The organism is Lacticaseibacillus boliensis (assembly GCF_054784775.1).
This window is the reverse complement of the sequence record NZ_BAAIHN010000011.1, coordinates 1-22,277: the sequence shown is the minus strand read 5'-3', so window position 1 is coordinate 22,277 and position 22,277 is coordinate 1. Positions and strand designations below refer to the sequence as shown.

The window sequence follows — 22,277 nt, the reverse complement described above, 5'->3', positions numbered from 1 at the left end:
ACGAGTGAAGTCATGTCTTCAGACACCATTTATGCGGTGCTTGACCTTGAAACAACCGGCACCACCGTCAAAAATGGCGACCGCATCATCCAGATCGGGTGTGCCTTCGTCCAAAATTCGCAGGTGATCGCGACGATCAACCAGCTGATCAATCCAGATCGACCGGTACCCGCGGCGATCCAGCGGCTGACACACCTGCATCCCGACGACCTCGTCGCGGCACCTTATTTTGCTGAAGTGGCCCCTGATCTCGCCAAGAAGCTGACAGATACCGTGATCGTCGCGCACAACGTCAATTTTGACTATCCTTTCTTGAGTGCTGAATTCGAGCGGGTAGGGCTACCGGCGCTGACCAATCCGGCAATCGACACGGTCGAGCTTGCCCAAATCTTGTTGCCCACACAAGGCAGCTACCGATTATCGGACTTGACAGCAGCGCTCAACATCACCCATCTTAATCCGCACCGCGCAGACAGTGATGCGATTAGTACCGCGCATCTGTTCAACACCTTGACCGCCAAGTTCCAGGCGCTACCGACCAGCATCCAGAAGTTGCTCGTGCACCTTAGCGGTCATCTGGCGCGGCAAACCGGGCAGTTTTTGGCCGCCCAGTTGCAGTCCGGCGTGACGCCGGCAAGCGATCAGGTGCAAGTCGGCGAATTGGTGCTCAAACGCTTGCCTCAGCCACTTGAGAGCCTGGCGCAGCGGTATTATCCGCTAACAGACAAGGCCAAACGTGCCTTGTTAGCGCCGCGCTTCAAGTTACGCGCCGCCCAAGCTCGGATGATGGATGCCATCTATCACAATGCGACGACCACCAAACAACCGCTGCTGATCGAAGCCGGCACCGGGCTGGGCAAAACGATGGGGTACTTGTTGCCTTACGCGTTTGTCGTCGACACGACGCAGCAACTGGTCGTCACCACCGCCACCACCGTGTTGCAACAACAAGTCTTTGACCAGGTCCAAACCGTGGCGGCGTTGTGTGATCTGCCGCTGGCCGCGGTGGTGGTCAAAAGCCCACGGCATTACCTCAACCTGGCGGAATTCCACACGGCGCTTGAGGTGCCTGACGCCGATCGACTGACGCGACTCTTAGAGATGAAACTGGTCGTGTGGCTGACTCAAACCACCACCGGCGACTTGGAAGAGCTACGGCTGACCAATTACCGCGCCCCTTTGTTCAACAAGGTCAGTCACAACGGTAACCAAGCCGGTGCCAGCAACGGGCCGTGGCGGCAGTATGATTTTTATGCGCGCCTGCAGACCCGGATCACCCAAAGTCAGATCATCATCACCAACCACGCATATCTGGCCCATCACGTGGAAGCACTCGCCGCCAAGCGGCCTTATCTGGTCGTCGATGAGGCGCAACATTTTGCCGGCCACGTCGCGGCGGCAGAGGCACAGCGGATCGCGTTTGCCAAGTTGCGCAAACACCTGCAGCGGCTCGCCAAGTTGATCGACCATCCGGGCAAAAATAGCCTGTTAGCCATTTACGCGCATTCAAAGGTCAACACCTATCAGCTGCAAAGCCTGGCGACAGCGGTCGCCGCGACGATCGCCACGATCGAATCGACCCAGCAACGGCTGTTCAAACGCTTTTGTCCGACGTTACCGGAAGGGTTCCATGAGCAGACACTGATCGACACCGATGCCGCTTGGTTGGCGGCGGACTTGGCGCGGGTCATCCCCAAGCTCAACGCGCAGCTGGATGCCGTCGTCGCCGTTGGCAACCAACTAGCCACAGATTTTACCAGCCATCCCGAACGCTTCACTCGCGATGACGCCGCGCTGTTTCAGGCGCTAGTCGCCGTCGTGGCGGCGATCACGACCACCGCCCAAGATCTGCCGGCGGTCGACTTGGATGCTCTAGCAGACGGGCGCAACGGCGTATGTCGCCTGCAGCTGACCAACGGGCGTGATGTGTTCAGCCTCCAGATCGCTTGGGACCGTTTCGACGTTGCCGATCGCGTTCACGCCATGCTCGCAAAATTTGTTGCCCCGGTCATCGTCGGGGCGACCTTGGTCGTCGATCGTAGCTTTGCGTTTCTCACCAAGCAGCTGGGGTTGCCAGCTGATACGCCCAGCCTGCAGCTTCGCAGTCCATTTCACTACAAACAACAAGCCCAGCTGTTCGTCGACCCGCAAGCGCCTGAGCCCAACGGTGACGAAGGTGAGTACCTCAATTACCTGGTGGCTGCCATCAGTAAGCTGGCAGAGGGCAAGCACCAAACCATCGCGCTGTTTACGTCTTTGAAGATGATCGCGGCCGTTTATGCGCGGTTAGCGAAATTACCAATCGCTGGGAACAAAGAGATCTTGGCGCAAGGGGTGACCGGTTCCGCGGAAAAAATCGCCAAGCGGTTTGCGCTCGGAGACAACTCGCTTTTGTTAGGCGCGGCCAGTTTCTTTGAAGGCATCGATTATCCGGACAAGCAGTTGGAAATGGTGATCCTCACGCGGCTACCGTTTGACGCGCCGCAAGCACCGCTCACCTGGGCCAAACATCAGCAGCTCGAAGCTCAAGGTATCGACGCCTTCACCGCCGACGCCTTGCCGATCGCGGCGATCCGCCTGCGGCAAAGCTTCGGGCGGCTGATCCGCACTGAACACGACCGCGGCGTCTTCGTCTGTTTGGATTCGCGGCTGGTGACGACCAAATACGGCCGCCAACTCCAACACGCCTTGCCCAATCTCAAACCGATGCAACTGGATGTCACCACGATCACGCGTTACGCCCATGCGTGGTTAAATCATCAACCACTGAACCATTCAAAGGAGGACTCACATGCGTAGAGCAAACCGCAGCAATTGGCAGCGTCGCGCATGGATCATCGCCGGCTTGGCGTTGATCGTTGTTGTTTTAGGCATTTATGCGCGCAGTCTGGCGCCACTTCACCAGGTTCGCAAAGAGGCGATCGCCATCGCCGAAAAAAAAGCTGACGTGCAAGACGTCAGCGCGTTTTATTGGGATAAACAGCGTCAGTCTTATCTGACCGTCGCCGGTACCACGAAGAAAAACCAGCGCATCTACGTGTTGATCGCGCAACACAACGGCCATGTCACCGTACTGAAGCAAAACGCCGGCATCACGCGTGAAACCGCGGAAAACAAGGCGATCGCCAGCTTTGCCCCCAAGAAGATCATCTCCGTTGGCCTCAGCCAACGTGGAAAGAAATTCGTTTGGGATGTTGGCTACCGCGCAAAGTCTGGTAAACTAGGCTATGTGACGTATGATTTCAAGAGCGGTGCACAGCTTTTTGCCGTCGCAAACTTGTAATCGAGTAGAATTGGGGATGAATTTATGCATTTAGCAAAGCGTGTCATCAACGTGGCGCCTTCTGCCACTTTAGCCGTCTCAAACCTCACCAAGCAGATGAAAGCGCGGGGGGAAGATGTCATCGATTTATCGATTGGCCAGCCTGATTTTGAAACACCCAAGGCGATCAACCAAGCCGCCATTGATGCCATTAACCAAAACCTGACGAGTTTCTACACGCCGGCCACTGGGATTTTGCCGCTGCGAGAAGCCATCAGCGAACATGTTGAGGCGCAGACCAAAGTCCATTACGATCCCAAGCAGATCGTGGTAACCACCGGCGCGAAATTCGCCTTATACGCCTTGTTCCAGGTGTTGTTAGATCCAGGCGAAGAGGTCCTGGTGCCAATTCCGGGCTGGGTTTCTTATGTCGAGCAGATCCGTCTGGCTGGTGGCGTGCCGCGGCCGGTCGTTGCCAAGGCGAACTTCAAGGTGACTGTCGATGAACTTGAAGAACAGCGCACTGGCAAGACGCGCGCCGTGATTATCAACTCACCGACGAATCCGACCGGGGCAATTTATTCACGCCAAGAGCTGACGCTGATCGGCAATTGGGCATTGAAACACGACATCTTGGTCGTGGCTGACGATATTTATCGTGACTTGATCTATAACGGCACCAGTTACACCTCGATGATCGAAATCGATCCGCTGATCACCGCCAACACGGTCTTGATCTCTGGGGTTTCCAAGTCTTATGCGATGACAGGCTGGCGGATCGGCTTCTTGGCCGGCCCGGAAAAAATCACCACCGCCGTTGGCACCATGCTTGGCCACGCCACCGGCAACGCGACCGCCGTCGCCCAATATGCGGCACTTTCGGCGTTTTCCGGCGACCAAGCACCGGTTGAAACCATGCGTCAAGCGTTTGAACAGCGCTTGAACGCGGTTTACGATCGCCTGATCAAGATCCCTGGCTTCGAGCTTGCTCAAAAGCCGCAAGGGGCCTTTTACCTGTTCCCGAACGTGCGGCGGGCCGCACAGCTCACCAACTACGCCAGCGTCGACGACTTTGTCGCGGCCTTGCTGAGCGAAACCGGCGTCGCGCTGGTACCAGGGCGCGCGTTTGGCATGCCAGAACACGCACGGTTGAGTTATTCCAAGGATATGCACAGCCTGATGGAAGCCCTTGACCGCATTGCAGCGTTCGTTGGCAACAACTGAGATCATCACAAGGAGAAATTTGAACCTATGACTGAAACAATCCGTATCAAAGATGCCGCCCAGCACGTTGATGAAGAAGTAACCATCAACGGCTGGTTGACCGACAAACGTTCCAGCGGCAAGATCGCGTTCTTGCAACTGCGTGACGGGTCGGCCTTTTTCCAAGGCGTCGTGTTGAAAAACGCGGTTTCCGAAGAAACGTTTGCTACCGCTAAAGAACTGCGCCAAGAAACCAGCATGACGATCACCGGCACGATCCACGAGGACAGCCGTAGCCATTTTGGTTATGAAATCGAAGTGCACACCATCGAGGTGATCGGTGAGTCTGAAGATTACCCGATCACGCCTAAGGAACACGGTATCGAGTTCTTGCTCGATCACCGTCATCTGTGGTTGCGTTCCAAGCGGCAGTTTGCCATCCAGCAGATCCGCAACGAAATGATCCGCGCAACTTATGAATTCTTCAACAACGAAGGCTTCATCAAGATGGACCCACCGATCCTGACCGGCAGTGCCCCAGAAGGCACCACCGAATTGTTCGAAACCGAATACTTCGATAAGCCTGCTTACCTCAGCCAATCCGGCCAGCTGTATGCTGAAGCAGGGGCGATGGCGTATGGCAAGGTCTTCACTTTCGGACCGGTATTCCGCGCGGAAAAATCCAAGACTCGCCGGCACTTGACCGAATTTTGGATGATTGAACCGGAAATGGCCTTCATGCATCAAGACGAAAGCCTGGAGATTCAAGAACACTACATCGCCTTTTTGGTTCAAAGTGTCATCGACAACTGCGAGTACGAACTGAAGCTGATCGACCGCGACGTCGACACGCTCAAGAAGTACACGAAATTGCCATACCCACGGATCCGCTACGACGAAGCCATCGAAATGTTGCAAAAAGCAGACTTCGACGTCAAGTGGGGCGATGACTTCGGTTCTCCTGAAGAAACCTATCTGTCCGACCAGTTCGAACAACCGGTGTTCGTGCTGAACTACCCAAAGTCAATCAAGCCGTTTTACATGTTGCCAGAAGAAGGCCGCGACGACACTTATGTCTGCGCTGACCTGCTGGCACCGGAAGGTTATGGCGAAATCATTGGCGGCTCCGAGCGTGAAGTCGACTATGACAAGCTCAAAGCCCAGATTGTTGCCAAAGGCCTGTCACTGGACGAATATGAATGGTACTTAGATTTGCGTAAGTATGGTAGCGTTCCGCATTCCGGCTTCGGCCTCGGTTTCGAACGCGCCATCACCTGGATCTGCCATCTCGATCACCTGCGCGAAGCGATTCCGTTCCCACGCATGATCAACCGGATCAAGCCGTAATCACACACAGGGTCGAGACCGCCGTCTTGACCCTGTTGTGCTATCTCAAGGGGGATTTATTGCATGTCTGACGCTTTGAATAGCTTCATCCAAACCGGCCAAACCAGTTTCTCAGACGCGCTGTTTGCCCATTATGCCCAAAGTGATTTGACACACAGTGAGTTTGTCGTGTATTTGTTTTTGACGCGCTGGGGGCAACACCACCCAGAAGCGCCTGAACCCGCCGCGTTTGCGCAGGCGGTGAAGATGACGCCGAGTGCGGTGTACACCACCATCAACAGTCTGATTCAAAAACAAGCCATCGCGTTGGTCAGCCACACCGACAACGCCGGCCACAGCGTCGATCAATACGACGTCACGCCGCTGTTGCGCCGGCTGCTGGACACGCCGACAGCGACAACGCAGGTGCCCAGCAGTGCTGGCAGCAGCGTCTTCAACCAGATCGAAATCGAGTTTGCCCGGCCGCTGTCGCCGATCGAGCAGCAAACCATCAGCGACTGGTTGAACATCGATCACTACGATCCTGGCGTCATCGAATTGGCGCTGCGCGAAGCGGTGGTCAACCAAAAGTATTCTTTGCGCTACATCGACCGCATCTTGATCGCCTGGGAGAAACAACACCTGACGACCCCGCAACAAGTGCAGGCCTACCAGGCGCAGCGCAACCGGCTTTAACAAGGAGGGCAACATGACTGACGAGCAAGCACGAGAATTTTTCGACGCGGTGTTACAACGATATCCTAACGTACCGCCGACGCTCAACGCCAAGAATCCGTTTGAGATCTTGGTGGCCGTGTTGTTGTCGGCCCAAACCACCGACGTTGCCGTCAACGCGGTGACCCCGAAGCTGTTTGCGGCGCTGCCAGACGCCAAGGCGATGGCCGAAGCGACCCCCGAGGCGATCGAACCTTACATCGACCGTCTCGGGTTGTACCACAACAAAGCCAAGTACCTGCACGCGTTAAGCGTGCAGCTGGTCGATCGCTTCGACGGGGCGGTGCCGCAAACATACGCCGAGCTCACCGCGCTGCCAGGCGTTGGGCGCAAAACCGCGACGGTGGTGCGCACCGATGCGTTCAATCTTCCAGGCATCGCCGTTGACACGCATGTCAGCCGCATTTGCAAGGGCTTTGCAATCGTTCCCGCGTCTGCCACGCCGGACCAGATCCAGCGCCGGCTGGAAAGCCTGATGCCACAAGCCACCTGGATCAATCTGCACCGCGCGCTGATCCGGGTGGGGCGGGAGTGGCTGACCGCCCGCGATCCAAAGTTACCGCCGGAATGGGAACGTTTTGCCCAATGGTATCAACCACTCAACAAGGGGGAACAAGCATGACTGATACGATCTTACCGTCCAAGCGGCACGCCAACCGCGAGTCTTGGGACCATTATTTCATGAAACTGGCCGGCAATGTTGCCGAACGCTCGACGTGTGAGCGGGCGACGGTCGGGGCGGTGTTGGTCAAAGACCACCGCATTATCGCCACCGGCTACAACGGCAGCATCTCCGGCGACCCGCATTGCGACGACGCCGGCCACCTCATGCGCGACGGCCACTGTATCCGTACGCTGCATGCGGAGATGAACGCGATCTTGCAATGCGCGCTCAACGGTGTGTCGACGCGCGGGGCGACCGTGTACGTGACGTTTTTCCCGTGTTTGAACTGCACCAAGGCGCTGATCCAAGCCGGGGTCTCGCGAATCTATTACGCCAACGACTACCGCAACGACCCTTACGCGGTGGAATTATTGGCCAATCACCAGGTCCCGGTCAACCACCTGCCGCTGAACGAACAGTGATCTGGTAGCCGAAGCGGAGAAAAGGATGGTTGAGATGGATAGAAAAATGCCCAGTATCATGTGGACGCGTGGCCGGCGAATCGTCGAAAACGGGGACGTGCAAATCGATGACGTCGACGCTGATCTCGGCGTTATCAACGCGATCGTCTACGGCACCTGGCCGTATGTGGTGACCGTTGGCGTCGACGCATCAGAAGACGGTTGCGACTGTCCATTTTTTGGTGCGCACGGCTTTTGCAAACACGTCGCCGCGGTGGTGATCTACGCCCAAGAACACGCCAATTCCGTTGAAGACTTCATCGCAGATCCCAGTGGCGAAGCCCGCCCGCACACGCTTTTCCCCTCCGCGGCGACCAAAACATCAGAAGGGGCCCGCTTGGTTGCCCAACTTGGCATTCAAGCACCGGCGTATTTTCACGGCTTGCCTGAAGCCCCGGCACCGAAGCTGGCACTGGAAATCACGCTGGTGGTGGTGCGCTTTGTCGACGAAACCTACCAGATCGGCAACCGCTTTGCGCTGAAATTCCGCATCGGTGAGCGCGGCAGCAACAAGCGCTATATCATCCGCAAACTCGGTGATTTTCTCAACGCCTATGGCCATAACGGTGAATTTCTCGCCACCAATAAGGCGCGCTTCAAGCTGTCACCGGCTGTCTTCACACCTGAAGAGCGGGAGCTGTTGGCGACCATCGCCGGCATGGAGCTACCGGCATCATATCAGCTGCGGGGCATGAGCGACTACAAGCGGTACGTGGTGTTGCCGCTGGGCAGCTTCCAGCACCTGCAGCCGCTGCTGGCCAAGTTACCCATCGTGTTTGCCCCTGATGGCAACACTCCGGTCGGGCCGGCGCCAAAGCTCGAAGCGCTGACGCCGGAAGCGGCAGTCTATACCGCCACTGTCACCGAAACGAACGGCGATTATGCCCTGGCCGTCGGGATCTATGCAGATGGGGTGGTGCCAGATGAACATGTTGTGATTCGCGGCGATACCTGCTACACGATTTCTACCGCCCAGCAAGACGTGTTGACCACCTTTATCGCATCGATCCAAGCCCGGGCCGGCGTTGATCAAGAGGCGGAAGTCTTGCGCTTCAAGGCCGCAGAAAAAGACAGCCTGGTCGCACTGTTGGCATATTTCCATCAAATTGGCACGGTGCAGGCCCCAGCAGACCTGGTGCCGGCGCCGATGACGCCGCATTTTGACCTGCACCGGGCGGGCAATGCCGCTGAGTTGACGCTCAGCTTTGATTACAACGGGACACTGATCCAAGACGGGGCCACTGATACCCCGGTAGCGCGCAACATGCCCCAAGAACAACAAGCCCACGCGTATCTCAAAGGACTCGGATTCAAGCCACGGGGTTCAGTTTGGCGCCGAGATTTCGACGACGCAGAGGCGCTTTATCACTTCTTCACGGCGGAGTTGCCCAATATGCGCGCCAATGGCGTCGTGACGCTCGATTCCGCCTTGGCCGCCCGGCTGCAAGCGGGGGCGGCGTTAGCGCCCAAGGTTAAGGTCAGCGAAAGCGGCGGGTTGTTGGCGGTTAACTTCACGTTCAACGGCATCGGGGATTCAGAAGTCGATGCCATCTTGGCGCAGTTAGAAACCAACAAGCCTTACGTGACCCGTGCAGACGGCAGTATCGTCCAAGTCGATGAATCGCTGACGCAGATGTCGCACGCGTTAAAACAACTCAGGCAACAAGGGCGCCCGAGCGGTGGGGTGGTGCAGGTACCGGCAGCGCAAGCCTTGGTCGTGCAGGCTGCGCTCGGGGACACAGCAGAATTTGATGCCCAGTTTGCCACGCTTGCCCGCGATCTCGCTCATCCGGAAGCTTTCCCGATGACGCCCCGTCCAGTCCATGCCACCTTGCGCCCGTACCAACTGGCCGGTGTGCAATGGCTGGAGATGCTCAACGCCCACGGTTTCGGTGGGATCTTGGCTGATGAAATGGGCCTGGGCAAGACACTGCAGCTGCTGACGTTTTTGCACGACCATTTGGCTGCCAACCAGGTCAGCTTGGTGGTCGTGCCGGCGTCTTTGCTCTACAACTGGCTGGCAGAATGCCACAAGTTCACGCCTGATATCAACGTGGCCGTGGTCGATGGCACTAAGGCGGTGCGGCGGGAGATGATCGCAGATGACCAACACGAACTGTTGATCACTAGCTATAACAGCATCTTGCGCGATGCTGACGATTACGCCGCGCGGGACTTGCAGTATTTGGTGCTCGACGAGGCCCAATATGTTAAAAATGCCGGGTCCAAGACCCACCAATGCCTCCGCCGGCTCAAGCGCCACAACACCTTTGCGCTTTCCGGTACGCCGGTTGAAAATCGGGCCGAAGAGCTGTGGGCACTGTTTGCTTTGGTTATGCCAGGCCTGTTGCCGGCCAAAAAGGCGTTCAACCAGCTTTCCCCGGAAACCATCGCGCTACAGGTCAAGCCGTTTATTTTGCGTCGGGAGAAGGCGACAGTCCTCAAAGACCTGCCGGAAAAAGTCGAATCCACGCTCACTAACGAGATGACGACCGCCCAAAAAACGGTTTACCTCGCGCAACTCAAGCAGATGCAGGTCAAGGTGGCAGGCTTGTCGGCGTCGGGCTTCGTCAAAAACCGTCTCGAGATCCTCGCTGGGCTCACCCGCCTGCGTCAGATCTGCGACACGCCGGCGTTATACATGCCTGAATTTACCGGCGAATCCGGTAAGCTCGAACAACTCAGCGAATTGATCCAACAGGCGGCCGCCAACGGTCGTCACGTCTTGATCTTCTCGCAATTCACCACGATGCTGGCACAGATCAAAGCCCGCTTGGATGCCGCCAAGTTACCGGCGTTCGTGCTTCAAGGCGCCACCAAGGCCAAAGAACGCCTGGCGATGGTCGATGCCTTCAATGCTGGAAAGCGCCAGTTCTTCTTGATTTCGCTAAAAGCAGGTGGTACCGGCTTGAACCTGACCGGCGCCGACATGGTGATCTTGTGTGATCTCTGGTGGAACCCCGCCGTTGAAGATCAAGCCATCGCTCGGGCGCATCGCATCGGCCAAAAACACCAAGTCGACGTCTACCGCCTGGTGACGCAAGGCACCATCGAAGAACAGATTCTTAAGCTGCAGGCGCAAAAGCGCGACTTTGTCGACCAGGTGCTTTCAGGCACCGGCAACAAAGGCAGCCTGACACCAGAGGACATCAAGCAGATCTTGGGTCTCGATAGCGAATAAAAAAATAGCCCACTCCGAATCGATTCGGAGTGGGCTATTTTTCAGGTTATCATTGTGAAGCGCTGGCAGCACTCGAGGCAGGGGCGCTGGAAGCGGCGCTCGAGGAGCTCGAAGCCGGCGCACTCGAGGCACTGCTACTTGGCGCCTGCGAACTTGTCGCGGCACTGGAGCTGGACATGATGCTCGAAATGCTGGAGCTTGAATCGCTGCTGGAACTAGATTCTATGCTGGAGCTGGAACTTGACGGTTCAGAACTTTCGCTGACGCTGCTGCTACTCGAGTCAGTCGTTGCACGGCCGGTGCCTGCTACTGCAGTTTTAGATGTCGGGCCGTAGCCTCTGACATACAACTCCCGCGTCGTATTGGCAGTGGAGCCGCTGACAGCGGTGCCGGGGTTTGAGCCTTCCAAGATATGCTCGACCAAGACGGAACTAGGTTTCTTCCAATCACTATTGGTCAAGTTGTTGTGATCGTACTCATAGCTCATCAGATATTTGTAGATCTTCATCGCAATCTCTTGTTGCGTGTAATTCAAGCCCGCATAAGTCGGCTTGTCATAGCCGGTCCAGACCGAAATCACACGTTGTTTGGTGTAGCCGGTGAACCAGGAGTCTTTGGAGATTCCCGTAGCCCCTAATGCAGGGTTAGCCGCGAGCTCCGAATCGGTGTAGTCCGTCGTCCCGGTCTTGCCGGCTTCGTGCAGGCCTGAGACCTTGGCGGCAGTACCAGTGCCACTGCTGTCGGTCAGCACGCCTTTGAGCATGTCGGTAATCATATACGCAGTGCTGGACTTCATCGCCCGGGTCCCGGTAGCATCGAAGCTGGTGGTGGTGCCATCGGCGGCGACGACTTTATTGATGTAGTAAGGTTTGTAATACGTCCCGCCATTGGCAAAGGCGCCATACGCACCGGCTTCTTGTTCCGTTGTCACAGAAGCCCCGATCCCGCTGGAAAGGAATTGTTCGTTCTTTGAAAGGGTGATGCCCAGGCCCTTTAAGAAGTTGTTTGCCCGCGTCAGCCCAACTGCATCCAGTGTTCGTACCGCTGGTACGTTCCGGGAACCGACCAGTGCTTTGCGCATCGAGATGATGCCTTGATACTTCTTATCCCAGTCATACAGTTGCTTGTCGGTGCCGGCGTAAGTGTAAGGTGAATCGTCGAGTTGTTGGTAAGTTGAATAGTTCAGATACTCGATTGCCGGCCCGTAATCCATCAGTGGCTTCATTGTCGATCCGTTGCTGCGGGTGTTGCGCGTCGCGCGGTTGAACCCGAGCTGAACGTCACCGGTTTTACGACCGCCGATTTGGGCGATGACCTTACCGGAATTCGGGTCAGTCATCGTGACAGCGGTTTGCAGCTTGTTATCCGGGAAGTTCACGTACTGGTCGGAGTTGACAATGTTGTACAACTCTTTTTGGGCATCCATATTGATGTTGGTATAGATGCGCAGGTTGGCCGTATACGGATTGGTATTCATCTTCTTTTTGACTTCCGCGACGACTGAAGTCAGATAGGAGTCGACCACTTTGTCGTTCGTGTTCGTCGTGGTTGTGCTCTTTTGCGGCACCAAGCCTTCCGTGATCGGGGTGGCCTTGGCCGCGGCGGCTTCTTGGGCGGTGATCTTGGAATCACGCAACATCGCGTTAATCACGTCATCGCGCCGATCTTTGGCTGCGTTAGGGTGGTTATATGGGTCGTAGCCCGCCGGTGATTGCGGCATCCCTGCCAGCATAGCAGTTTGGGCCAGCGATAAATCTTTCAGTGGTTTGCTGAAGTAGTATTTCGACGCCGTTGCCATCCCGTATTGGTTGTTGTCCATCCAGACTTTGTTGATGTAATACTCAAGGATCTGGGATTTGGAATACTTCTGTGCGACTTGCATCGCCAACCAAGCCTCTTGGGCCTTCCGGCGTAGCGTTTGGTCGCTGGCTTTGGTCGAGAACACAGACAGCTTGATCAGCTCTTGGGTGAGGGTGGAACCACCTTCCAGACCGTTGCTGCGGTTGGTAATGTTGTTGAAGAACGCGCCGCCGATCCGGATCGGGTCGACGCCAAACTTTTCTTTATAAAAACGTCGGTCTTCGATCGACACGACCGCGTCTTTGAGCGTCTGGGGGATCTGGTCGTCTGGGATATAGGTCCGATTCTCGACGCCCAAGGTGGTGATTTCTTTGCCCTTGTCATCATAGATAATGGTGCTACCCGCACTCTTCAGGCGGTTTTCGGTCACTTTAGGGGCGTCTTTGGCATACCATGCAAACAACGCCAGCCCAGCCAATAACGCCACGACAAACACGATGGCGATCCACTTCAAGATGCGCACCCAAAGACGCCCGTTTGGCGCAGACTTCCCTGAACGCTTATGGCGCTGAGCCATCCGAGAAGGGGCTTGTTTACTCATGCGAGATTCCTACCTTTGTTTGAATTAACCAATCGACTCCCAATAGATAAGGGATCGGTGGCTGGAGCTTGGGATGCAACTCAAAGCCGTTTGCAACAATGGTCGCCAACGGGATCGACTTGCGCGCGCCTTGATCTGCCGCTTGCCACGCCAAAACCAGATCGCTGGCGGGGTAAACGAACAGGCGGTGCAAGGTCACAAACCGCATCACGACAAAACAGATCCCGGCTTGTTCGAGACACGCCGCAAAATGCCGGATCTGGTGAGGATGAAAATTTTTCAACGGGAAACTAGCCTTGTTTTTGGTCTCTTTGGCCTCAAAGTCAAGGTAGTTGCCGCGATACACCCCGTTATAATCTGTCGTCGATGGCGTTTTGAAATATGCTTCGCGGATCACCGCCATGCTCCGCTGTGGATAGTCGACCTTCACGATCTGGATTGGCGTCGGCTTTTTATAAACCACAGCTTGTTTGGTTTGGCGATAGTAGTCGTTGCTGGCATTCAGCTCTTCTTCAAGCGTCATGCCGCGGCCGCCATAAGCGACTGGCGTGCTGGCGATTTGCGCCTGCTTCTGGTATGGCTTACCATTAGGATAATGTATTGGCATCCGATCACACTCCTAGCAACATTATACACGATTGTCACCCAAACCTTAACGCATCCCCTGGAAAGAAGGCCAACTGTGTTATCTCGATTGTGGCTATCAGGCTATCGCGCCTGGGAACTCGGCGTTCATGGCGACGAAGATCCGAAACTCAAAGTGATTAAATATCTCTTAAAAGACCGTTTGACGGCCTATCTGGAAGACGGGCTCGACTGGCTGATCACCGGCGGCGAGCTTGGTGTCGAACAGTGGGGCGCAGAAGTGGCGCTGGATTTGCAACCAACCTATCCAAATTTACAGATCGCGGTCATGTTGCCGTTCACTGATTTTGGTCATCAATGGAACGACGACAACCAGGCCAAGTTGCACAGCCTGCAAAAGCGCGTCACCTTTACCTCTGCCACCAGTCAGGCCCCGTATTCGCGGCCGGCGCAGTTATCCGGCTACAACCGCTTCATGGCGAAACACACCGATGGCGCGTTGTTTCTCTATGACACCGACTACCCAGGCAAGACCCAATACGGCTATCAGGCGGCGCTGGCAGAAGGCGGCCGCCGCGACTATCCGGTGACGACGATCACGGTAGATGATCTTGATGATGCGGCCCGTGATTTGGCGGAAAATGACGAATAATGCCAGATTTTGTAGAAAACTCGTGCATGGATTTGGAAGACATGGTATGATAAATGTATCCTGTGCTGTAATGATGAGGTGTTCGATATGGATAACAAGAACGAGTCAACCTTCAAGATCCAATATGGACCTAAGGATATCTTGGATAAGAGTTTTAAGAACAAAGTCCGGGGATATGATCCAGATGAAGTCGATGAGTTCCTCGATGGGATTATTCGGGACTACGAGAGTTTCGTCGCCGAAATCGACCGCCTGAACGAAGAGAATAGCCGACTATTCAGCCGTGTAGATGAGCTCACCAAGCAACTCAGCGTTTCGAAGAACGTTGCAACGGCAACGCCGCAACAACCTAACGGGAATGTCACCAACTATGACATCTTGAAGCGTCTGAGCAACTTGGAGCGTCACGTCTTCGGCAGTAAGTTGTCCGACGGTGGCGCCAACAATACTGGCAACCACAATTCCGGAAGCGGGATCGATCAATATTAATCCATCACTTGTAAACTTCGAGTAATCGCGCCTGGCATCTGTCAGGTGAGGAAAGTCCATGCCCGCACAAGCTGCGATGCTTGTAGTGTTCGCGTCAGGCCCAATAAGCCTGAGTACCGGCAACGGTAACGGCGGTGGCAATCGCTAAAGCTTCGGCCATGCGGTTGCGCCTGAAAGTGCCACAGAGACGATGCCTAATGGAAACGTTAGGCTTGGAACGGGTAAACCCCGCGAGCGAGTAACCCAAACTTTGGTAGGGGCGCAAGGGCTAGGGAATTTGAACTGATGCCCCCAACAGCGTAAGCTGAGATAGATGATTACTGAAGGCTCACCTGCCTGAAGGCGAGCTGGAACAAAACATGGCTTATAGAGGTTTACAAGCAGGCACGACTCGGAGCGATCCGGGTCGTTTTTTTTCGACATTTAATGAACTATAATAGAAGCAATACGAACAATGAAGGAGCAAATATGCAATATCAATTAGTCGCACATATGGCCGCCGGGCTTGAAGCGCTGGTCGCCCGTGAGTTGAAGGATCTGGGTTATGAGACCCGCAGTGAAAACGGGAAGGTCTACTTCCAAGGCGACGAAGAAGCCATCGCCCGCGCCAACGTCTGGCTGCGCACGGCCGACCGCGTGAAGATCGTCTTAGGCCAATTCAAGGCGACCACCTTCGACGACCTGTTCGAAGGGGTCAAGGCCTTGCCATGGGACCATTATCTGCCGATGGACGCGGCTTTTCCGGTTGCCGGGCGGAGCGTGCGCTCAACGCTGCACTCTGAACCGGACGTTCAAGCCATCACCAAAAAGGCGATCGTGTCCAAACTCGCAGACGTCTACCATCGCCGCGGCCGCCTGCCGGAAACCGGCGCCACTTATCCGCTGGAAGTCTCGATCTTAAAAGACATTGCCACGTTGACCATCGACACCACCGGTCAAAGTCTCTTCAAGCGCGGCTATCGTGTCGCCAAAGGGGACGCGCCGCTGAAGGAAAACTTCGCCGCGGCGTTGGTCATGCTGACCAATTGGCATACCGACATGCCGTTTGTCGATCCGACCACCGGTTCCGGAACGCTCCCGATCGAAGCCGCGTTGCTCGGCCACCATATCGCCCCAGGGTTGCAGCGCCACTTTGCCTTTGAAGACTTCCGATTCATCGCTCCTGAGATCTTGCAAAAGGTCAAAGACGACGCGATGGATGCGGCCGACTGGGATGTCGAACTCGACATCTCCGGCTATGATATCAACCAAGAGATGATCGAGATCGCCCAAGAAAACGCCAAGCAAGCCGGCTTGGGCAATGACATCACCTTCAAACAGCTGGCCGTCAAAGACTTCAAAACCGACAAGCCGCGCGGCGTTATTGTCGCCAACCCGCCTTATGGGAAGCGGCTGGGAGAACTCGACGCCGCCCGCAAGCTGTACCGCGAAATGGGCCAAACCTACGCGCCACTGACCGGCTGGAGCAAGTATATTTTGACCGCCGACCTCGGCTTTGAAAAGGCCTTTGGCAGCAAAGCCACCAAGCGCCGCAAGCTGTATAACGGGGCGTTGCGGACCGATTACTTCCAGTATTGGGCAAGCCGATCGCATAAATAATGCGTGGCAGCTCACAAAGCCATCAAGAATATCTACAAGCTAATCTAATCAAAGAAACCCCACAACCTCAACAATTGAGACTGTGGGGTTTCTTAGGATGGTCGAAAGCCTGACAAGTAAAAACTCAGTCCCAAATTTTCCAAAAAAACGCCTTAAAATGTCACAAAATTGCCATAATTAAGATATTTATAATGTTATGATTGAGCTAGTGAATCCGAATATTACGGCGATAAATGGGGATTATTGCCGGGTTCTGTATAAAAACGGCAAACATTGGGAGTGACATTTATGTTAACTAATTCCACACGGATTGGCGTCTTGATTCCAGCATTAGACCCCGATCAGCGCTTGATCAGTTTATTGCACAGCATCGTCTCGGCGAACCTCACTGACCATATCTTGGTTGTGGATGATGGTACCGTCGCGCAAACGATCTTTAAAGAAATCGAAACACGCTTTGCCAACCAGGTGGTGGTGCTTCACCATCCACACAATATTGGCAAAGGGGCGGCACTAAAAACCGGCTTTGCCTATTTTGCCAAGCATGAACCTGATCTGCTTGGTATTGCAACATTGGATGCCGATGGGCAACACACCATAGCAGATCTGAAGAAATGTGTGGCAAAGTTTTTGTTGCAACCAGATGCCTTGGTGATGGGCTGTCGACAGTTTTCTAAGGATATTCCGTTTCGCAGTCGGCTTGGGAATGTGTTGACCAATCGGTTGGTGGGCATGTTGACAGGGCTGAAGGTCTCTGACACGCAAACCGGCTTGCGAGTGATCCCGATGGCTTACGCCAAAAAAGCCCTGAACATGCCAGGCAACCGCTTCGAGTTTGAATTCACCATGTTGTTGCAAGCCAAGGCTAACGGGGTGGCAATTGTCGAACAACCGATCAAAACGATTTACTTAGATGGCAACAGCAGTTCGCATTTCCGGGTGATTCGAGACTCGATTGCGATCTATTGGCGCTTCTTTAAGTTCGCATTGAGCGGCTTGGTTTCCTTTGTTGTCGACATCGGCTTATTTGCGTTATTTATCCATCTGCTGGCTGCGGCAAACTTATCTGCTGTGATGCTTGCCACGGTGGCAGCGCGCCTGTTGTCGGCAGTGGCAAATTATTTGTTGAATCATCATGTCGTCTTTGATGGCAAAGGTGAGCGCACGTTGTTGAAATACATCGCTGTGATGGTGGTGCAGATGAGCTTGTCAGGGCTGTTCACGACGGCGCTGAGCGCGGTATTTAACTTGGTGGGCAAAGACACGCTGGGTTTGACCCTGGTCAAGATGGTCATCGACTTCTTGCTGTTTTTGGTAAGCTATCAAGTGCAAAAACGGTTGATTTTTGTGGAGGCGAAAACATATACCCATGGGCATGTCTAAAAAGAAACGGTTTGTATATGTTTTGGCACTGGTGTTGTCAGTCATTTATTTGTTGTGGCGCGTCTTCTTCACGATCCCGTGGCATGCGGCCATTCCGGTGTTGATTTTTGCCCTGTTGCTGGTGGGCAGTGAGCTGTTTTCAAACTTCACGGCGTTCATCTTGATCATCTTGCGGATGTTGAACGACAAAAAACAACAGCGCATCCAAGTGCCGCCGTTGACGCCAGACATGACGTTGCCGGCAGTGGATATCTTGATTTGCACCCATAATGAAGACGTGGGGCTTTTGCGCAAGACGATCAACGCCGCGACTTTCATCAAATATCCGGACAAGCGTAAGGTCACCATTGCGTTGTGTGACGACGGCAATCGTCCTGAAGCGGCAGCCTTGGCGAAAGAATACCATATCCGCTACATCGGTATGGCCGATAATAAGCAGGCCAAGTCAGGCAACATCAATCATGCGCTTGAGCAACTGCACGCGCCGTTATTCGCGATTCTTGACGCTGATATGATCCCGTTTTCAACGTTTTTGATGCACTCGGTACCGTTTTTCACTCAGAATTGGGCGCAGCGCTTGGCCGATGACAATGATACGGCACCATTGGGGTTCGTGCAGACGCCGCAGAGTTTCTACAATGCAGATATTTTCCAGTTTAATCTGTATTCTGAGAAAATCGTCGCCAATGAACAAGATTTCTTCTCTCGCGACGTGAACATTCTCAACGGCGCCAACCAAATGGCCTTGTTCACCGGCTCCAACGCGGTCTTCTTACGCGAGGCGGTAGATGCTGTGGGCGGCTTTCCGACGGATACATTGACAGAGGATTTTGAATTGGGTGCCAAGATCAACTTTGAAGGTTATACGAGCTTGGCCACGGCAAAGCCTGAATCCAGCGGGACGACACCGGTCGATATCAAAGGCGTGATCAAGCAGCGGACCCGCTGGGCGCGAGGCGTGATGCAAAGTTGTCGCAACTTGCATATTTTCTTGAATCCTAAGATTCCCTTGCTCAACCGGGTCATCTTGATCAATTCATATCTGTATTGGTGGTCGTTTTCCCGTCGTTTGATTTATATTGCGGCGCCTTTGCTGTATGCCTTGTTTAAGATCCAAGTGGTGAATGCCAATTTCTGGGTCTTGATGGTGGTATGGGCGCCAGGCTATTTCTTATTGCATTTTGTGTTAGGCGATGCTTCCAGCAAAATACGCGATGAGCGCTGGGGTGAGGTCCAAGAGACCTTCTTTGCGCCATACTTGTTCCTGCCGGTATTGCTGGAAACGATAGGCATCAAGGCCAAAAAGTTCAAAGTCACCAATAAGAAAGCCCGTTCGACGTTCAAAGATAAACTCTACATCTTACCGTATCTGATCATGTGGGCAATGACGTTGGTCGCCATTGTCGTATTCAACTATGGCAAGTGGGGGCCTGAGATCTTGGTGGGCTCCGTGATCACGTTCTGGTTAGTCATGCATTTCATCAACCTATCGTTTTGTGTGTTCATCTGCTTAGGGCGCGGGATCGTGCGCAATTCAGAACGCTTTGAGCGCCATGTGTCAGGCGCGATGACGGTTGATGGGGTTGATGCCGCGATCGAAACTGAAGATATCTCTGACGGCGGCTTTTCGTTTCATTTCAAAGATCAAAGCCCGCAACTGGCACATGGCGACCATTTCACCGGGTGGTTGGTCCATGATGGCTACCGGATCAAGGTCGCAGGGCAAATTGCCCGCAAGACCCAAGAGGAAGTGCCGGGCTATGGTGCCGCTATGACAAAATTAGCTAGCGCTGCAGATCGTAATCACTACCTGCAGTTGATCTACGACGGGGAGAATGAATTGTTGCCATCGGCGCAAGACCGTTGGATCACGCCTTTTGATGAGCTATACATGAACTTTGTCATGCGCTTCAAGCGCATTGACGCGTTGATGCTTAAGCTCAACCATAATCAGCGACCCGACTTTAAGGAGTAGTTGCGTGTGTTTGGAATCCTGATATTAGTCTTTTCGTTATTTGGATTTGATTTTGCCTTGCGCGTTGCAGGGGCGGAAGTCCATCTGGCCTGGATCACCAGCTTCTTATTACAAATCCTGATCATGTATGGCTTTGCGATGTGTCACCAGCTGTTGCTTGGCATGTATTTTGTCAACGGCTTAGGGTGCTTGTTGTTTGCGGTAGTCGTGCTGGGCTTGTTGTTGGGCAAGCTGAATTTTCCATTCAGCGGCACCCATCTGTTTGATCTGTGGATGATCGCCATGGGTATCTTCATGGGCATCGTTTTGTACAATAGTCCGTTGATCCATTATGACAACTACACGCATTGGGCCCTGATCGTCAAGTTTCTGACGTACACGAATCGCTTGCCCGGCGCGCATGATGCCTTGATCACATACACTTCCTATCCGCCGGCCACGGCGCTATTCATCACCCGCATCGTGAAGCTGTTGGGCTTCCGGGCAGGCGTGATGTTAGTCGCCCAATTCTTGTTGATTTGGAGTAGCTTGTACGCGATGTTTGGGGTGTTGAAAGATAAGTCGCGAGGCTTGTTTTCACTGCTGTTGTGCTTCGTCATTGCCATTTCGAACGTCTTTAACATCGCCATTCGCATGAACAATCTGCTGGTGGATTATATCTTGCCCGTGTTGGCAGTCGCTGGGGTGGCGGCAGTGTACGTTTACCGGCGTCATCCTTGGTGGCAACTAGGCACGGTGGCTTTGATCGGCGGCAGTATCTTGCTTGTGAAGAATTCAGGCACGTTCTTTGTGGTCGTCATGGTCGTGTATCTGGGCAATCAAGTTGCCCACACCGTCAAGGGGGCTTGGTGGCGCAAGGGCTTGGCATCGATTGGGGCGATGCTAGCCACTGGCATCGTGGCCTATTTGCCATTTGCCTGGTGGAATTGGCACGTCAAACATACCTTCACTTTATCGAAGCATGAGATTTCGACTGCTGCCTATCAGCACCAACTGGCCCACGAAACCACGGCCCAGATCATGGGGATCGGCAGGCGCATGATCCAGACGTTAATGTCTGGCCATTCGCTTTCGGCCAGTGGCATCTTACTGATCAATGCGGCGTTGCTCATCGGTTGGCTGGTGATTCGCCTGTGGAGTAAGCGGCGTAATCCATTACTCAAGACGGCGGTTTGGCTGGATGTCATGTTTGGCTTGTATGTCATCAGCTTGTTTGGCATGTATGTCCTGGCCATGCCATACAGTGAAGCCAAGTTGCTGGATGGTTATGAGCGCTATATGTCCAGCATTGTGATTTTCGGGTTGTTTCTGGCCACAATGGTTGCAGTGGTGGTGATGGATGAAAGCATGTACGAACAGCGTTACGAAAAGCGCAGCCTGCGCACGTTCCATTCCATCTTCACCAAGAACGCCTATCAAGTCACCACATTGGTGTTATTGATCTTCTCGATCATCATGATGTTTTCCGAATCCAACGGCGTCGCGTATGCCAATCGGCAAAATAAGAATGCCTTGCCACAACAGTTGGATCGGATCATGACGCAACGTACCACGCTTAACCACAACAAAGTCGCGATTGTTGATCCACATGCGGACGACGTCGCTAATTATTATGCCGGCTATGTGGGGAGATATTACTTTTTCTCTGATCAAGTCGTCGGCCAAGAGAATTGGAACATGTCGCGCGAGCAGTTCAAGCAGGCGGTGTTGGGCTTTGATTACGTCGCAATCCCTGAATGGCACCGAACATTTTCCGTGATGGTCAAGCAAGTTTGGGGCCAATCTATCAAGACCGGCGTGTTCAAAGTAACCAAACCTGGATTATTCACCTCGGTATTTGGGACATGAAATCGCATCTGGCCGGTCTGAAAGCAACGTTTGGAGCGTTGCGAATACTGACTGAGCGGAGAAGTTGGTGATCGATGCACCACGAACAGACCGACCCAGTTTTCGGCTCGACGCACGACCTATTCAGTTATTCAGTTCAGGTCGCCAACTGATGGACTTCGTCCATGAGCCGACTAAACCAGTTCTTGTAAACATAGTTAGAAGCAAGATGAATCACCACACGACGGGCGTGCCAAGTAATCCTACCGGCGATGTGAAAGAGACTGAACCGTAGCGAGGAGATGGTTGAACGACGGTCTTCCGAGACAAAGAGCTGTTTAAAGAGCTGAACCAGGTTATAGGCAATACCGGTGATCAAGGCTCGTGCAGTGTTCCGTGCAAAAGTTGAGCTGTCTGTTTTGTCAAAGCCAAACCCGCATTTCAGCTCCTTAATTTGGTTCTCAGCATTGCCCCGCTGTCTATAGGTCTTGAACAAAGTCTCTGGAGCCTCGGAGGCCAGGCTGGTCACTACGA

The 22,277-nt window shown here is 54.1% G+C and carries 17 protein-coding genes and 1 other RNA gene; 15 read left to right on the top strand and 3 right to left on the bottom strand.

Annotated features, from left to right (window positions below; translation table 11 throughout):
• Positions 1–12 precede the first annotated feature (12 nt).
• The 8 genes from ACYVRB_RS06480 (at position 13) to ACYVRB_RS06445 (ending at position 10,832) form a co-directional block, all read left to right on the top strand.
• Positions 13–2,799 (top strand): helicase C-terminal domain-containing protein, encoded by a 2,787-nt coding sequence (locus ACYVRB_RS06480; RefSeq protein WP_461214284.1) that lies wholly within the window; start codon positions 13–15, stop codon positions 2,797–2,799.
• Positions 2,792–3,283 (top strand): cell wall elongation regulator TseB-like domain-containing protein, encoded by a 492-nt coding sequence (locus tag ACYVRB_RS06475; protein ID WP_461214283.1) that lies wholly within the window; start codon positions 2,792–2,794, stop codon positions 3,281–3,283. The genes ACYVRB_RS06480 and ACYVRB_RS06475 overlap by 8 nt, the downstream gene beginning before the upstream one ends.
• Before the next feature lie 24 nt (positions 3,284–3,307).
• The gene (locus tag ACYVRB_RS06470; protein WP_461214282.1) at positions 3,308–4,486 is read left to right on the top strand and encodes a pyridoxal phosphate-dependent aminotransferase; all 1,179 of its coding nucleotides are present in this window, start codon (positions 3,308–3,310) and stop codon (positions 4,484–4,486) included.
• A gap of 27 nt (positions 4,487–4,513) precedes the next feature.
• A complete protein-coding gene (asnS, locus tag ACYVRB_RS06465; protein WP_461214281.1) occupies positions 4,514–5,812 on the top strand; it encodes an asparagine--tRNA ligase in 1,299 nt (432 codons plus the stop codon).
• Positions 5,813–5,875: 63 nt separating this feature from the next.
• On the top strand, positions 5,876–6,487 hold the full coding sequence (locus ACYVRB_RS06460; RefSeq protein ID WP_461214280.1) for a DnaD domain-containing protein: 612 nt from the start codon (positions 5,876–5,878) through the stop codon (positions 6,485–6,487).
• Between the two features lie 13 nt (positions 6,488–6,500).
• Positions 6,501–7,148: an endonuclease III domain-containing protein gene (locus tag ACYVRB_RS06455; RefSeq protein WP_461214279.1), complete on the top strand. Its 648-nt coding sequence runs from the start codon at positions 6,501–6,503 to the stop codon at positions 7,146–7,148.
• The gene (locus ACYVRB_RS06450; protein WP_461214278.1) at positions 7,145–7,612 is read left to right on the top strand and encodes a deoxycytidylate deaminase; all 468 of its coding nucleotides are present in this window, start codon (positions 7,145–7,147) and stop codon (positions 7,610–7,612) included. Before ACYVRB_RS06455 ends, ACYVRB_RS06450 begins: the two co-directional genes overlap by 4 nt.
• A gap of 34 nt (positions 7,613–7,646) precedes the next feature.
• Positions 7,647–10,832: a DEAD/DEAH box helicase gene (locus ACYVRB_RS06445; RefSeq protein ID WP_461214277.1), complete on the top strand. Its 3,186-nt coding sequence runs from the start codon at positions 7,647–7,649 to the stop codon at positions 10,830–10,832.
• A 49-nt stretch (positions 10,833–10,881) separates the two neighbouring features.
• Here the strand turns inward: ACYVRB_RS06445 and ACYVRB_RS06440 are convergent, their stop codons facing one another.
• Both ACYVRB_RS06440 and recU read right to left on the bottom strand, forming a co-directional pair.
• Positions 10,882–13,233, bottom strand: coding sequence for a PBP1A family penicillin-binding protein (locus ACYVRB_RS06440; RefSeq protein WP_461214276.1), 2,352 nt, complete (start codon positions 13,231–13,233; stop codon positions 10,882–10,884).
• Entirely contained in the window at positions 13,226–13,840 is a 615-nt protein-coding gene (gene recU, locus ACYVRB_RS06435; RefSeq protein ID WP_461214275.1) for a Holliday junction resolvase RecU, read from the bottom strand. Before recU ends, ACYVRB_RS06440 begins: the two co-directional genes overlap by 8 nt.
• Positions 13,841–13,915: 75 nt before the next feature.
• Between recU and ACYVRB_RS06430 the strand changes: the two genes are divergently transcribed.
• The 7 genes from ACYVRB_RS06430 (at position 13,916) to ACYVRB_RS06400 (ending at position 21,764) form a co-directional block, all read left to right on the top strand.
• Entirely contained in the window at positions 13,916–14,470 is a 555-nt protein-coding gene (locus ACYVRB_RS06430; protein ID WP_461214274.1) for an SLOG family protein, read from the top strand.
• Positions 14,471–14,557: 87 nt separating this feature from the next.
• Complete coding sequence (gene gpsB, locus ACYVRB_RS06425) at positions 14,558–14,959, top strand: cell division regulator GpsB (protein WP_461214273.1); 402 nt, start codon at positions 14,558–14,560, stop codon at positions 14,957–14,959.
• Positions 14,960–14,972: 13 nt separating this feature from the next.
• Positions 14,973–15,331, top strand: an RNA gene (gene rnpB / locus ACYVRB_RS06420) — RNase P RNA component class B.
• A 96-nt stretch (positions 15,332–15,427) separates the two neighbouring features.
• Entirely contained in the window at positions 15,428–16,558 is a 1,131-nt protein-coding gene (locus ACYVRB_RS06415; RefSeq protein WP_461214272.1) for a THUMP domain-containing class I SAM-dependent RNA methyltransferase, read from the top strand.
• Between the two features lie 288 nt (positions 16,559–16,846).
• Positions 16,847–17,941, top strand: a complete 1,095-nt coding sequence (locus ACYVRB_RS06410; protein WP_461214271.1) for a glycosyltransferase — start codon at positions 16,847–16,849, stop codon at positions 17,939–17,941.
• Positions 17,934–19,916: a glycosyltransferase family 2 protein gene (locus ACYVRB_RS06405; RefSeq protein ID WP_461214270.1), complete on the top strand. Its 1,983-nt coding sequence runs from the start codon at positions 17,934–17,936 to the stop codon at positions 19,914–19,916. Before ACYVRB_RS06410 ends, ACYVRB_RS06405 begins: the two co-directional genes overlap by 8 nt.
• A 6-nt stretch (positions 19,917–19,922) precedes the next feature.
• Positions 19,923–21,764: an ABC transporter permease gene (locus ACYVRB_RS06400; protein ID WP_461214269.1), complete on the top strand. Its 1,842-nt coding sequence runs from the start codon at positions 19,923–19,925 to the stop codon at positions 21,762–21,764.
• A 136-nt stretch (positions 21,765–21,900) separates the two neighbouring features.
• Here ACYVRB_RS06400 and ACYVRB_RS06395 read toward each other — a convergent pair.
• Positions 21,901–22,277 (bottom strand): transposase (locus ACYVRB_RS06395; RefSeq protein WP_461212776.1); only part of this gene is annotated, 377 nt, incomplete at its 5' end.